Source organism: Levilactobacillus cerevisiae, from assembly GCF_003946245.1.
GTDB classification, from domain to species: domain Bacteria; phylum Bacillota; class Bacilli; order Lactobacillales; family Lactobacillaceae; genus Levilactobacillus; species Levilactobacillus cerevisiae.
On sequence record NZ_RHNN01000043.1, the window covers coordinates 1 to 13053 of the forward strand.

A 13053-nucleotide genomic window follows, 5' to 3' on the forward strand; every position below is an offset into this window, starting at 1 on the left:
AGATACGTTAGAATCCATGTATTAGAAGCTAGCTAATGGGAGAGGACTTCCATTTACACAAAAAATTTGACACTCCCAGATATTAATGAATCATCAATTAATATACACAACTTTTACGTGTTCTTTGCATAAAGACAATAAATGTTCGGTAGACTTAAGGCAGTCGAGAGACAAGCTGAACCAAACGGATACCGTTGGGCTGGCAAGGAACTTTGCGCTACGACGTTAATTCCGGTAAACTATTCCTGGGGCAACATGATTCGGGGCAACCGGTAGCGAGCCTACCGGTTGAAACAAGGGGAGCTTAACATGCAAACAAGTTTGTTAGTTATCGGAATTATTCTAACGCTGGCCAGTCACTGGGAACACCACCGGATGCTGGATCAATTACGCCACCGCCACGGCCAACTGAGCGGACAGGTAGCGCGCAACCGCATCATTTATCACGGCCTACTGTACTTGGGCCTGCTATACGTGATGGTTGGGTTGTGGCAGCCGTCATGGTTGAATGCACGGGTCGTTGGCCTCTTGCTAGCGGTCGATCTGGTGGCCGTGATTGTGAGCTGGCAGCAACGCCGCCACCGCCAGTATCCCGCGGCCTTGCGCCGCTTATGGCAGCGTCAGGCCTGGTATTTGACCAGTAGCCAGTTGTTACTGGGCGCCGTCCTTTTGGGCACGTTGCTTGGCATCACGGACCGTTAGATCAGTTATGTTAGAGTTTGTCGCCCGCTAACGTCAGAAAACAGCCTCGCTAGCGGGCGTTTTCTAATTGGGGGGAGCACAACATGAAACAATATACACCATTAGCCGCACAACAGGATTTAGATATCATTTTAGCTGCCGTTCATCAGCTACAGGAGACCATCGTGATTACACCAACCGATGGCGACGACGAACAGGCCGCCGTGCTAATTCCTAAGCGCGAGTGGGAGGCCATGGCAGAATTAGCCTTTTTACAAGCACCTCAAGAGGCCAGCAGCCCACGTCTCACGCCCACCCAGCGCCGATTTAATGACGCCGCAATTGATAAGATGGAGTGGGGTTAGGCCAACACTAATTTAGTGAGCGCAGCGTAGGAATCTACCTCATAAGTAGGTTGTAGCGCTGCGCTATTTGGCGTGTGGTGGGGGTTGAACCAGACATTGGCCAATCCTGCGTTGGTGGCACCTTGAATATCAGAACGCAGACTGTCGCCAATCATGAGGGTGTTGCTTGGCGTAAGCGTTGGGTAGGCGGTAAAAATGGGCGCAAAGAAGCGGGAATCAGGTTTGTCGTAGCCTACATCCTCTGAAATGAAGACGTCGTCAAAGAACCGGGTGATCCCAGACCCAGCCAGTCGGCTTTCCTGGACGGATTTGGTCCCGTTCGTCCCGGCAATCAGGGTGACGCCGGCTTGGGCCAACCCAGTGAGAAAGGCCGTGGCACCGGGCAACGTGTAGTAGTTGTGGTTCAACATGCCCTTGTACTTGGCCTCTAAGGCCACGCCGTCCACCTGCATTCCGAGGGTAGCGAAGGTCCGGGCAAAACGGGTGTCCAGGAGCGGCCCGCGTTCGGCCCCCTGTTCGATGCGGTGCCAGATGTCGTGATTGATGGTCAGGTAGGTGGTCATGGCCGCCGCAACGTCGGTCACGCCATACTGGTTAAAAATGGCCGTGACGCCCTCCGTTTCCCCGCGGGTAAAGTCAAGGAGGGTGTCATCGAGGTCAAAGATTGCGTATTTTTTCATGGGAGCCGCCTTTCAGAATGTTTTTTCTGAGTGTAGCATAGATTGGCCGCAGCCAACAGCGGTGGGGTGAAAAAAGTTGAGGTGTGTGGGGCGTTGCTGGGTAGGGAGGATGCTGATTTGAAGGCGGGGTCGGGCGGTAAGGATGCCAATTTATTGATCGGTTAGATGCCAGTGGAATCATCAAATGCAGTAATTAGCGGTAGCGATAGGAAGATGATATCAATCAGAACGGTTGCCGGGCTAACACAATGTCAGCCGCAGGGATGGTGAAAATGAGCCAAGCCGTGGGAATTGCCTTAGCGGCGGGAGCCGGTTAGGCAATTGGTATCTTTGAGACGCGTACTAAGCGGCTCAAAGTAAGTCTGGAGACCGTCCTTAGGCTCCAGACGGCCGCCCACAGCGCCCCGGTCTCATTTTCACCATCCCGGAGGCGAAGGGAGAACATCTCTTAACAAGTCTAAACCCAAGGCAAATAAAAAGGCCTCACTACCGGAAAGGGCAATGGGACCCGCAACTTAGCCGCCACCCAGGACAAACGCCTTGATGATGGACAAAACGAGATAAGTGACTTGAATGCCGAGGTCAATCCGATTAAGTGGATTGGCATCAGCGGTCGTTTCAAAAACATTGAAGTGGAGCATCGCTGTGATCAGCGAGCTAAAACAGAGAAAAGCCGCAACAACGGGATTACTGACGAGTAACATGGCAACCAGCATCACAATGGTTAACAGCATGACACCGATTTTAAGTGGGGTAGCAGGGTAACGTACTTGAGTCATCCGGAGCACCTCGTTTCATTAAATGAGAGAATGAAAATTCAATTATAGCTTGTTTCTATTTTACCAGATTTTCTCATTCAATGGCGGGTAAACGCTCATATTTCTTTAATTAATTAACCTTCCGTTCAAATACGCGCCCTAGCAGCCAACCGGCAGTGCAGCCAATCAGTGCGGGGACGGCCCAACTAAATCCCTGGGCCGCTAATGGGAGTTGGTTATTGACGTGGAGAATGGCTTGCGCCCACCCGGCACGTTGCCAAGCAGCGGGTAAGGCCGCCACGGCGGAGAAGAAGGCCGGAATCAGGGTGAAGAGGATGCCCAGGCCAAAGAGCCAGCGACCGGTCCCCAGCAACGGGGAAAGCACGGCCAGGATAATGAGCACGATGGCGAGCGGGTACAGGAACATCAGAACGGGCGTGGAGTAGCTGATCAATTTGGTCAGACCCACGTTGGCGAACAGGCAGGGCAAGGCGCTAGCCACAATTGTCAGGCCCACGTAAGAGAGGCGGGGAAACAGGGTGTGGAGCGTGTCACCAAAGGCCGAAATCAAGCCAATCGCCGTTTTCAAGCAGGCAATGATCACAATCAGGGCTAATAGGAGATTGCCGAAGACGCCAAAGTAGTCGTTGGCAATCTGTGCCAGCGTGATGCCGCCGTTTTCCGCCGCCGCGAAGTGACCGAGACTCATGGTCCCCATCAAAGCCAGCAGGGCGTAAATGATGCCCATCAAGACCACGCAGATGACACCGGCCTTGATCACGTCTTTCGCGATTTGACCAGGCTCGGTAACGCCTAACGCGCGAATGCTATCGATGACGATGATACCAAATGCCAGTGAGGCTAGGGCATCCAACGTGTTGTAGCCTTCGGTGAAACCGGTGGCCAGGGGATGCGTCACGTAGGCACCGCGAGCTGCCACATTGAAGCCGCCCATGGGTTTGATGAACGCCGCCAGCATCAGGAGGCCTAGCAGAACCAGGAAGAGTGGCGTCAGCCATTTGCCGATGTAGGTCATCAGCTTGCCAGGATTACGGGCGAGCCACCAAGCGACCAGGAAGAACAGCACGGAGAAGACCGCGAGCACCAAGCCTTGGTGGCGAGTCGAGGCGAACGGTGCGAGCCCAATTTGAAATGAGGTCGTCGCCAGCCGCGGTAGAGCGAAGAAGGGTCCCACGGTCAGGTAAAGCAAAACGGTGAACGTGTAGGCGAAGGGCCGATTGACCTTGGTGGCCAGGTCGAAGACGCCCTCGCTCCGGGTCAGCCCAATGCCGGCGACCCCCAACAGTGGTAGGCCGATCCCGGTCAGCAGGAGGCCCACAATGGCGGCGCCCACGTGACTCCCGGCTTGTTGGCCGAGGTAGACGGGAAAGATCAGGTTGCCGGCGCCAAAGAAGAGGCCGAACAGCATCATGCCAATGAACAGCATCTCCCGCCAAGTTAATTTTGTTTTCAAAGTAATCGCAACTTTCTATGTCAGAGTCTTAACGGTGACTAGCATACCAAAAAACGCCGACAGATGATATGCCGGCGTTGCGAGTTTGTTTAGTGATCGGCCACCGTGAAACGGGTCTGGTGGTGTTGCGGTTGTTCGAGTTCATCTAAAATGGCAACCGCCATGGTGCCCGCGCTGGTACCGGAGTCCCCGGCGGCGTTGAACAATAAGTCGTCGGTCCCTAGCAGAGCAGGGGTTGCCACACCTGGATGAAAATTAGCGGCTGGTGAAACGCCGAACCAGTTCACGTTATCCACGGCGCGTAGAAAGTTCAGTTCGGTCAACTGGTTTTGCGGCACGCTAATGAAGCTAGCCGCGTGCGGATCCTGTTCGAGGTCGTGGACGAACAGGTGGCGGTCGTCGCCGGTGTGGAGGCTACCGGCGCCTAAGATGAAGGCGACCCGTGGCAAGGTCGTCTCCCGCAACAGGTGTATCAGGTGAGCAGCCAAGTCGACGTGCAAATAGGCTTGGGCGGGTGCGGCGGCGAAGGCGTCAACTACCACGTCGCTGTCGGCGAGGTCGGCCGTCGTCAGGCTAAAGGCATCCTGCGTGCGCGTTGCCAAGTTGGGACTGGTGGGTAGGGCCGCTAATTTTTCCGCTGAACGGGCTAAGGCCGTAACGGTGTGACCGCGTTTCAAGGCCTCGGCAACAATGGCCGATCCGGCCATCCCCGTGGCACCAATAACAGTTATCTTCATAAAAGTTTCTCCTCCTTCAATGGTTGCGTTTAGTATAGGCCAGTTTGAAAGGTGCGCCAAGGATTTTGGCTTACTGGCAACCTGTGGTAGAGTAGGAAGAAATACAAGGGGGCTACCAGGATGAAAGACGTGGTACAGGGCAGTTTGGTACATTTAACGGAAATGCGTGACGGGGATGCGGAGTGGCTCCAGGATACGCAGTGGGAACCGGGCTTACTACGGAATTTATCAGCCGACGCGTTTCATCCCTTTACGGCCGCGGAGTACAGTGAATTGGCGGCGGATCCTGACAACAATGAGCGATTCTTCTTCATGATTCGGGCCAACGCGGATGACGGCCTGCTGGGATGGGTAATGCTGGATGATGTCTATTTCAAAAATCGGCGGGCCTCGTTGGGCATTGCTTTGCCAGTGGCTAGCGACCGCGGCCAGGGTTACGGTGAGGATGCGTTGAATGCAATTCTGGCGTTTGCCTTTAACGAGCTAGGACTGCATAAGGTCAACCTGGAGGTCAATGCCAACAACCTCTCAGCGATTCACGCGTACCAGGCGGTGGGCTTCGTCCGCGAAGGTATCAACCGCGAGGGCGTCTATCAGGATGGTTCTTGGATCGACCTGTATTCGTACGGCATTCTGGCGACGGACTGGACGGATGTTTCACGTGAAACAGAAGATTAGTGTTGAATGCGGTCGCAATAGGGGCTAGACACTTGCCGATTCACCCGCGCTGGTGAGCGGTTAATAAGGTGGCTGGGTCAACCAATGTTTTTGGGGCGCGCAAAAGGGACGTAGACGTTATCGTGGAGATAACAGCTACGTCCTTTCATTTCTGCGGACTAGCCCGCGATGTTTCACATGAAACATTTTAGATGGGCCACGGTGAATTCGTAGTGACGTGGGCGTTCAATTCTTTCTGCTCGTTACGGCGTTCTTTCCGCTGTGCATTCCGTTTGGCGTAGCCATCACAAATGTAGCGTTGTTCATCCGTGATGGGCTTTACTGGGGGCAGCGGGGTGGTCGACGATGGGTCTTCAATCACGTAGGTAATGAAGCAGGTATAGCCGACGAACCGCTCGCCAGTCGTGAGGCTTTCGCCAATAATTTTGACGAAGACTTCTAACGACCGGGTGCCCGTCCCGGTGACGTAAGCCTCCAGGTACATGGAGTTGTCTAGGTGGAAGGGTTTTAAGAAGCTCACGTGGTCAAATGAGGCGGTCACCACAGTTTTGTGGGTCAGCCGGACGGCCGCGACGGATGCGCTGTCGTCGACCAGGGATAAAATTTTACCGCCAAAGACGGATTCGTGTTCGTTTAAATCCGGTTGAAAGACCCGGTGGCTGGTTACAATCAGTGTCGCGTTGCAGGACACGGGGGTCGATGAATAGTTAGTCAAAGAATGTCACCTCATAATTTTAGTCAGATTGTGAAGCCGTGCTGGCTAGACTGCTAGTCATTAGGAGCCTGTCTTCACAAAACAGGAAATGTCTTTTTCCATTCTAACAGACAATTTCACAAACTGCGATAGCCAGTCACGCCAGGTTACAGCTTTATTAATTTTTGCCAATATCTCTGCGAATTAGGTGAGCGGGGCGCGGGAGGTTGCTATACTATGGGTAAATTCGTAAGGAGGGGTGTTTTCATGATCTATCATGGTGAACCGTTGGACCTGATGCCAACGCTAGATTTGGCGGAAACGTATCCGCTGCTCGAGTGCACACTGAGCCTGACGCACCCCATTGATGTGGCGCGTTTACAAGATGCCGTCGCTATCACCCAAACAGTGGTCCCCCAAGTCTTGGGCCGCTATAATTTACGCTGGAACCGTTTCGAAGTTGAAGCGAATTCCTTGAACCAAGTGATTGAGGAGTATACGGTCAGCCACGATCCCGGTCGCGTTCGGCTAGACGTCTTGGCGGGCCCACAATTAAAAATCCAAGTCATTCACCATCCCGACTACGACGCGTTGCGCTTAGCGATGAGTCGCCTGTTGACGGACGGGGAGGGGTTTAAGCACTACCTCTATCTGTTGGCAGCGGCCTACGATGGGCAAGACCTGGCGAACTTCACCAACGAGCGTAGTGTGCGTAAAATTTTAGCCCACCTACGCCATCCCCACCTACGCCATCCCCACCGGGCGCTACCCGAGTTGAATGGTAATTCCGATGAGACGTTTCCCAGTCTGAGTGGGGATGTCCACCATCACCGCGGCGAGGCAACGATTCCGCAAGTGGAAAGTCACCGACTGCGGCAACGCACGCAGGCAGAAAATGTAACGATGAACGCCGTGTTGTTGTCAGCCTATGCGCTAGCACTGTTCGCGTTGACCGGCGAAAAACGGTTGGTGATTCCGTACCAGGTCGACCTGCGTTTGCACAGCCCGGTCGCCGCGACCAACGTGGTACAAGTGGCGAACCTGACCAGTGAGATGCCGATCCCGATTACCGTGCAGGACGGCGACCGGCTGGAAGACGTGGTCCAACGCACGCAAGCGACCATCAGTCAGCTGCGCGAAGAACTGGCCTACCTGCCGCCGTTGGTGGAAATCAACCGCATGAGTCGGGCGCTACCCCCACAATTGGTACGCCGATTAGCGGGCAAGCACCGCGCCCAAGCAGCCATCTCTTTCGCTAACTTTGGCCATATCGACCACACCCGCCTGAACTTTGGCAGCGCGGTGGTCACGCAGATTTACTTTGCTGGCGCCTACCGTGAAATGCCAAACTTCCAGCTAACCGTCAGCGTGTACCACGACGCCTGGACGCTAGCGTTTCGCATGCTGGGCTCCGAACCGGACTATCAGTTGGGCATTAAGATTTTGAAGAACGTGGTCGCCCAGTTGACCCAGTGGGGCCGGGGGCACTAGCAAAGCGGGTGCCTTCGGGATGGTGAAAATGAGACCGGACCGCTGTGGGCGAGCGCCCGGAGCCGAAGGGCGGTCTCCAGGCTTACTTTGAGCCACTATCGCGTCTCAAAGATATCAATTCCCTAAGCGAGAAAAAAGCGTCACTAAGGGAATTCCCACGGCTTAGCTCATTTTCACCATCCCTACGGCTGATACTGGTTTGACCCGTGCCTAGTGGTATATGGTCAAATGCATGTTCAGGTTAATTAAACGATTTGTTAGGCGTAATGGCCATCTAGTTCATGGGATGGCGGTTATGCCCTTTTGAGTTGTTCTAAAGATGCCAATGTCTGTGAGAATGCTATATTAGAATACTTCTTACCTGCAGAAATTGTGACCGATAATTGCGGACAAACGTTGCCGGCCCAGCGATGATCACATCAATGGCATGTTGAAGAACAAGCCTAACCGGAGGAGGACAGAGATGGAGGTAGCTGTGTCGACGCTGTTAGCTGGGGACCAGCTTACAGCGTGGGACGTGTTTGGAGCCTGACGATTTGTGTCAGGCTTCAAACCGAGCCGGAGGACCGTTTCTCAGGCCGCAGGCGGTCCCCACAGCAGACGGAATCTCTGGCAGCCGCAGGTGACAATTTCTAATTAATTTTGTGGATTGAATTTCTGTTAGCTGGGCCTTTCTAGGTGCGTTTGGACGTTCAATCAGCGACAATTTCAGTAGGCACGAAAAAAGACCGAAACGACAATGTTCCGATCTCTTGGGTTGACTTAGGTTAAGGACAGGCGCCCGCGTCCGTGGGGGAGTGCTGTAGGCTAATGACGCGGTGGAAGTGCTGAGTGACCTTAACGCTTTATGTGCCCCCAGTGTAGCATGTTTTTTAAAAAAGTTGTGGTTAGTCGATTCAAATTGACCCATTCACTTGCAAATGGTTAAAAAAGCCCCGTGGTTAGCGTAAATACCTAACCAACGAGGCGTTATTTGGGCACTATTCAGTTGTGGCGCGCTTAGCTTGGAAGCGAACCAAGCCCAGTGCTCCCAGGTTGCAGACCAGTAACATGCTGGCCATAGCGGCGTAAGAACTTCCGCTGAGACCCACCAACGGGGATGCCAGCCCACCGCACGCATTTTGCGACAGACCAATCACGGCTGACGCCCCACCGGCATTGCTGGTAGCCTGATCCATGATGATGGTGACGGTCAACGTGAGCAACGCCCCAATCAGGACCACCAACGCCAAGACCAGCGCGCTGACGACCCAGACGTTGGCCGGGAACAGCAGCGTGGCCAACAGGACTAGACTGACGCCCGCCGCAATCGTCAATAGGCTCGTGACCTGTTGGCGGTTGGTGTAGCGCGCAGCCAGGCGGCCGGGCAAGTTGCTGCCGACCACAATGCCCAGGCCGTTAAAGGCGTAAAGCAGGCTAAATGTTTGCGGGGCCATGCCAAAGCCTGTTTGAAAGACGAAGGTCGAGGCGGAAATGTAGCTGAACAAGCCGCCGTAGACCAAACCAGTGGCCAGCATCAACGGCCAAAAGGATGGTTGGACCACCAATTTGCCCATACTCAGCATGGAGCTGTGGAAACCACCCGTCTGGCGTTTTTCAACGGGGAGGGATTCGTGCAGACCGAAAACGACGGCCAGCGCGATCAACCAGCCAATAATGGCCAGCAGGATGAAGATGGCCTCCCAGTCGACGTAGTGAATCATGAAGCCCCCGATGATGGGCGCGATGATTGGGAAGACCCCGTTGACCGTGTTGAGGAGCGCATAGAACCGGGTTAATTTTTTACCGGAAAAGAGGTCCCGGGCCACGGCACGAGCCAGCACTTGGCCGGTAGCGCCCGCGAGTCCCTGAATGAACCGCAGTGTAATCAGCAGCGTCACGGAGTGGATGAAGGCCATGGCCAGTGAGACCAGGCCGAAGATGATGAAACCAATGATCAGCGGTTTGCGGCGGCCATACTGGTCCGACAGGGGCCCGGCAATCAGTTGGCCCAGCGCCAGGCCAATCAGGCAGGCGGTGATGCTCAGCTGCATCAGCGAAGCGCTCGTGGCAAATTGGATTTTCATTTGCGGCAGGGCCGGCAGATAAAGGTCGATGGCCAGGGGTCCGGTGGCACTAACAGTTCCCAGTAACAGTGTCAGCCAGATTTGTCGCCGTCGAGTAAGCGTAGGATTCAAAAATAGTCAGCCCTTTCATAATAAATATAATAATTGACGGTAGAAACACCACTGGACCGCGACTCTGCCGGGCAGAATGGCGGTCCAGATTATTTCACGCTATGTAAAAACGGTGTTCCTCCATTATTGCTGGAAAGCGCGAAATTTGCAAGGGTAAGTTTGCGTGGTGGGAGTACGAAGCTGAAAAATAGGATCGACCACCAAAAAGACGTCACCCTAATTTCTAGGATAACGTCGACGGTTGTCTTTTCATGGGTCATTGGTCGCGGGTGCTCGCCCGTTAAACCAGGTGCTTGCTGACCAGCATCATCATCCGGTGGAACGTGCCGGCGTGGGTTCGGGCAAAGTGGGCCATCATGCGGTCGCTCCAGGAATAGTAGTAACGGCGCTTGGGTTGCCGGTCAGTGGCAGCGCGGTAAAAGACCTTGGCGAGGTCCAGCGACGTTGCAGAGGAGGCCGCGTTGGTGACCCGGTTCATCATTTTCATGGTGCCGTCTACCAGTGGCCGGTAGGGGGAGTCCTCGTGCAGGTTCTTGGTGACGTTTTGCATGGCGATTTCGCTCCAGGAGGATTCCGTGCCGCCGGGTTCGATGACCACCGAGTGCAGGCCGAATTGGCGGATCTCAGTGTCTAAGACGTCGGACCAAACGTTCAGGCCGTGCTTGGCAACGTGGTACCAGCCGCCTAATGGGGCGTACAAATCGCCGCCGACGGAGGAATTGTTGATGATCCGGCCGCTGCGTTGGGCCCGCATGGTCGGCAAGACCAGTTGCGCCAGTTCGGCTGCCCCTAAGAGGTTGGTGTCCAGTTGCTTGCGAACGTTGGCTAGGCTAACTTCCTCGAGGGGCCCGTACTCACCGTAGCCCGCGTTGTTGAGCAGGACGTCGATGCGGCCAGCGGTTTCAATGGCGGCTGTCACGAAGGCTTGGTTAGCGGCACTGTCGGTGACGTCGAGCGCCAGAGCGTGGACGTTTGGCGCTTGGGGAATCTTGGCCACACGGCGGGCACCCGCGAAGACTTCCCAGCCGCGTTCGGCGAACAATTTGGTGGCGGCGTAACCCATACCACTGGAAGCACCGGTAATTAAGATAACTTTTTTACTCATAAATGAAGATCTCCTTTTTAGTTGACTAAATATTTATTTAATTAAATGGTAAAAATAAAAGTTGGTTGCCCAACGGTCGTCGCTGACTAGGATTAGTAGAAACCGGGGCGCGTTAACAAATGGCCTCCGGCAGACCTAGCGACTGCAGCGAATGCACCCGAACAGTCACGGATGATCCGCTGGCTGACGCAAGCACAACTTTTTTGCATGTCCCTATACTAAATGATTGATTAGTTACTGTCAAGGGCTATACGAATATTTTTTCTAAAACAGCTGAGACGGGTCGGATTGCTGGAGGAATAGGCTTGAGGGGATAAATAGCGGTAGGCAAACCTTACAGCAACATTAAATTGGCGGAAAACGTAGGCGTTTCAGTCAGTAAATGGTAAGATTATACACGGTACCCACCGGTAGAAAAAGTTTTCCTGAAGCCGGTAGGGGTGTATGATAACAATATATTAATATCTGAGAATAAGGAGCTACATCATGAAAGCATTGAAAGAAGTCATGAGTTGGATTATTCCCGTAATTATCGGGTTAGCCATCGCTTTTGCCATTAAATCATTCGTCTTTACCCGAGTTCGGGTTGACGGCCCATCCATGGAGCCCAACCTCCAAAACAACGAAAAGGTTTTTGCCTGGAAACAGTCATCCGTTAAACATCTGAGTGTCATTGTCTTTGACGCCCATGGTGAAGATCCGGAGGCCAAGAAGGGCACCAACTACGTGAAGCGGGTCATTGGCCTGCCTGGCGATACGGTGACCAGCAAAAATGGGTACCTGTATGTGAACAACAAAAAGATCAAGCAGAGCTTCATTTCAACCAGTGAACGGACTGCCGGCACAGGAAACTGGACGTTAGCTAGCCTGCAAAAGTCCCAAAATACCGGTTGGGGTGCGAACAAGAAGGTTGTGACGGTCGTGCCGAAGGGTAAATACTTCGTGCTCGGGGATCACCGGAGCGTGTCTAACGATAGCCGTTACTGGGGCTTCGTGGACAAAGATAAGGTCTTAGGTGTCGTCAAGGTGCCATTCTGGGCCTCCAACAAGACACGGCGGGCGAACGTGAACTCGCTAGCTTATTAGAAATGAACGAGAGACTCGGACGGTTAGCGTCTGGGCCTTTTTTTCTGGTCAATTTTGGGGTAGTTCTTAGGGTATTGTGTTGGTGAAGATGGTCGCTGCCTTGTCAATAGTCATGGGAATCGCCACCAAGAAGATGGATAGCACAAGCAGGAGGGCGTTCAATGTAGGCGAGAGTGAACCAAATTTAGGCTTGCTATCGCCTACATTGGTGACGATCAACTAGATAGTCGTTGAAAGCCGCTACACCAACGATGTACGTAAATGTGAGGAATGAAAAACAGTGTTAGCCGGAGGAGGCTGGAGATGGAGGTAGCTGTGACAACGGCGTTAGCTGAGTGGATTTTCTCAGCTTACACCGTGGGACGAGTTTGAAGCCTGATGGTCTTTGTCAGGCTTCAAACCGAGCCGGAGGACCGTTCCACAGGCCGCAGGCGGTCCCCATAGACGCCGGAATCTCCAGCAGCCGCAGGCGTTTGGCGAGAGCAATGGTAACAGTTGATGGTCCAAGGATACGTTAGTGATTGCTTGACAATTCACAGAAATTAGTATATGCTTGCGCACGTAAATTTAGTGAAGGAGGCGCCCCATGGTCACCAGTAGCAATGATCCTGACATTTTAAAATGGCTGTCAATTGCCAACCGTTACACGCGAATTGCGTTGGACCGGCGCCTCCAGCCGTACCGGTTGAACGCCAGCATGTACTACTATATTTTGCGAATCCACGAGCAGCCGCGCCTGACGCAGGATAAGTTGATTAGTCTCACTTACCTCAATCCCAGCAACGTGACGCGGGCGGTCAATCAGCTGGTGAATCTGGGCTATGTGCGGAAACGCCAGTCCAGAGCGGATAAGCGGGTCTACGAGCTGTCGCTGACTAAGCGGGGCGAAACCCTCTACCCGGAAATTGTGGAACTGCGGCAAGAAGTCGCGGATAGTCTGCTGGCCGATGTTCCTGGGGAGCAGCACGACGCCCTAGTGGACCAAATTCGGCAGTTGGCCTTGCGAGCCGTGGCCAACGAGACGCCAGGGAATAAAACTGAAGAGTAAACGGTTCTAAAATATCTGTTGTTGGTAATCAAATGAATTTGATTACTGGCAACGGATATTTTTGTATAATCAAAGAATG

Annotated in this window: 13 protein-coding genes; 6 read left to right on the forward strand and 7 right to left on the reverse strand. The window is 53.7% G+C overall.

What is annotated here, in order from left to right; genetic code table 11:
* The first annotated feature begins 309 nt into the window (after positions 1-309).
* Complete coding sequence (locus tag EKM99_RS14675) at positions 310-702, forward strand: hypothetical protein (protein ID WP_125584110.1); 393 nt, start codon at positions 310-312, stop codon at positions 700-702.
* An 83-nt stretch (positions 703-785) separates the two neighbouring features.
* Positions 786-1046 (forward strand): type II toxin-antitoxin system Phd/YefM family antitoxin, encoded by a 261-nt coding sequence (locus tag EKM99_RS14680; protein WP_125584111.1) that lies wholly within the window; start codon positions 786-788, stop codon positions 1044-1046.
* On the opposite strand, the gene EKM99_RS14685 is transcribed toward EKM99_RS14680, so the two are convergent.
* From EKM99_RS14685 to EKM99_RS14700, 4 genes are all read right to left on the reverse strand, one after another.
* Positions 1043-1726: a YjjG family noncanonical pyrimidine nucleotidase gene (locus EKM99_RS14685; RefSeq protein WP_125584112.1), complete on the reverse strand. Its 684-nt coding sequence runs from the start codon at positions 1724-1726 to the stop codon at positions 1043-1045. The genes EKM99_RS14680 and EKM99_RS14685 overlap by 4 nt on opposite strands.
* Positions 1727-2241: 515 nt before the next feature.
* Positions 2242-2505 carry a hypothetical protein gene (locus EKM99_RS14690; RefSeq protein WP_125584113.1) on the reverse strand — a complete coding sequence of 88 codons (264 nt, stop codon included), beginning with the start codon at positions 2503-2505 and terminating at the stop codon, positions 2242-2244.
* A 109-nt stretch (positions 2506-2614) separates the two neighbouring features.
* On the reverse strand, positions 2615-3958 hold the full coding sequence (brnQ, locus tag EKM99_RS14695) for a branched-chain amino acid transport system II carrier protein (protein ID WP_164511619.1): 1344 nt from the start codon (positions 3956-3958) through the stop codon (positions 2615-2617).
* 89 nt (positions 3959-4047) lie between these two features.
* Positions 4048-4695, reverse strand: a complete 648-nt coding sequence (locus EKM99_RS14700) for an NAD(P)-dependent oxidoreductase (protein WP_125584115.1) — start codon at positions 4693-4695, stop codon at positions 4048-4050.
* Positions 4696-4815: 120 nt separating this feature from the next.
* Here EKM99_RS14700 and EKM99_RS14705 point away from each other — a divergent pair, with 120 nt between their 5' ends.
* Positions 4816-5373: a GNAT family N-acetyltransferase gene (locus EKM99_RS14705; protein ID WP_125584116.1), complete on the forward strand. Its 558-nt coding sequence runs from the start codon at positions 4816-4818 to the stop codon at positions 5371-5373.
* A 187-nt stretch (positions 5374-5560) separates the two neighbouring features.
* On the opposite strand, the gene EKM99_RS14710 is transcribed toward EKM99_RS14705, so the two are convergent.
* Positions 5561-6088: an acyl-CoA thioesterase gene (locus tag EKM99_RS14710; RefSeq protein ID WP_125584117.1), complete on the reverse strand. Its 528-nt coding sequence runs from the start codon at positions 6086-6088 to the stop codon at positions 5561-5563.
* 246 nt (positions 6089-6334) lie between these two features.
* On the opposite strand from EKM99_RS14710, the gene EKM99_RS14715 reads away from it, so the two are divergent.
* Positions 6335-7558, forward strand: a complete 1224-nt coding sequence (locus tag EKM99_RS14715) for a condensation domain-containing protein (protein ID WP_125584118.1) — start codon at positions 6335-6337, stop codon at positions 7556-7558.
* Positions 7559-8538: 980 nt separating this feature from the next.
* Here the strand turns inward: EKM99_RS14715 and EKM99_RS14720 are convergent.
* Together EKM99_RS14720 and EKM99_RS14725 are read right to left on the reverse strand one after the other, a co-directional pair.
* Complete coding sequence (locus tag EKM99_RS14720; protein ID WP_125584119.1) at positions 8539-9735, reverse strand: multidrug effflux MFS transporter; 1197 nt, start codon at positions 9733-9735, stop codon at positions 8539-8541.
* Between the two features lie 280 nt (positions 9736-10015).
* Complete coding sequence (locus EKM99_RS14725; RefSeq protein WP_125584120.1) at positions 10016-10840, reverse strand: SDR family NAD(P)-dependent oxidoreductase; 825 nt, start codon at positions 10838-10840, stop codon at positions 10016-10018.
* A 486-nt stretch (positions 10841-11326) separates the two neighbouring features.
* Between EKM99_RS14725 and lepB the strand changes: the two genes are divergently transcribed.
* Both lepB and EKM99_RS14735 read left to right on the forward strand, forming a co-directional pair.
* Positions 11327-11926, forward strand: a complete 600-nt coding sequence (lepB, locus tag EKM99_RS14730; protein ID WP_125584121.1) for a signal peptidase I — start codon at positions 11327-11329, stop codon at positions 11924-11926.
* A 586-nt stretch (positions 11927-12512) separates the two neighbouring features.
* Entirely contained in the window at positions 12513-12974 is a 462-nt protein-coding gene (locus EKM99_RS14735; protein WP_125584122.1) for a MarR family winged helix-turn-helix transcriptional regulator, read from the forward strand.
* The last annotated feature ends 79 nt before the right edge of the window (positions 12975-13053 follow it).

Bases quoted from the DNA above. Each gene is read 5' to 3' on its own strand.
- EKM99_RS14735 (WP_125584122.1), top strand. From the start codon at position 12,513: ATGGTCACCAGTAGCAATGATCCTGACATTTTAAAATGGCTGTCAATT.
- lepB (WP_125584121.1), top strand. From the start codon at position 11,327: ATGAAAGCATTGAAAGAAGTCATGAGTTGGATTATTCCCGTAATTATC.
- EKM99_RS14725 (WP_125584120.1), bottom strand. From the start codon at position 10,840: ATGAGTAAAAAAGTTATCTTAATTACCGGTGCTTCCAGTGGTATGGGT.
- EKM99_RS14680 (WP_125584111.1), top strand. From the start codon at position 786: ATGAAACAATATACACCATTAGCCGCACAACAGGATTTAGATATCATT.
- EKM99_RS14715 (WP_125584118.1), top strand. From the start codon at position 6,335: ATGATCTATCATGGTGAACCGTTGGACCTGATGCCAACGCTAGATTTG.
- EKM99_RS14700 (WP_125584115.1), bottom strand. From the start codon at position 4,695: ATGAAGATAACTGTTATTGGTGCCACGGGGATGGCCGGATCGGCCATT.
- EKM99_RS14675 (WP_125584110.1), top strand. From the start codon at position 310: ATGCAAACAAGTTTGTTAGTTATCGGAATTATTCTAACGCTGGCCAGT.
- EKM99_RS14690 (WP_125584113.1), bottom strand. From the start codon at position 2,505: ATGACTCAAGTACGTTACCCTGCTACCCCACTTAAAATCGGTGTCATG.
- EKM99_RS14685 (WP_125584112.1), bottom strand. From the start codon at position 1,726: ATGAAAAAATACGCAATCTTTGACCTCGATGACACCCTCCTTGACTTT.
- EKM99_RS14705 (WP_125584116.1), top strand. From the start codon at position 4,816: ATGAAAGACGTGGTACAGGGCAGTTTGGTACATTTAACGGAAATGCGT.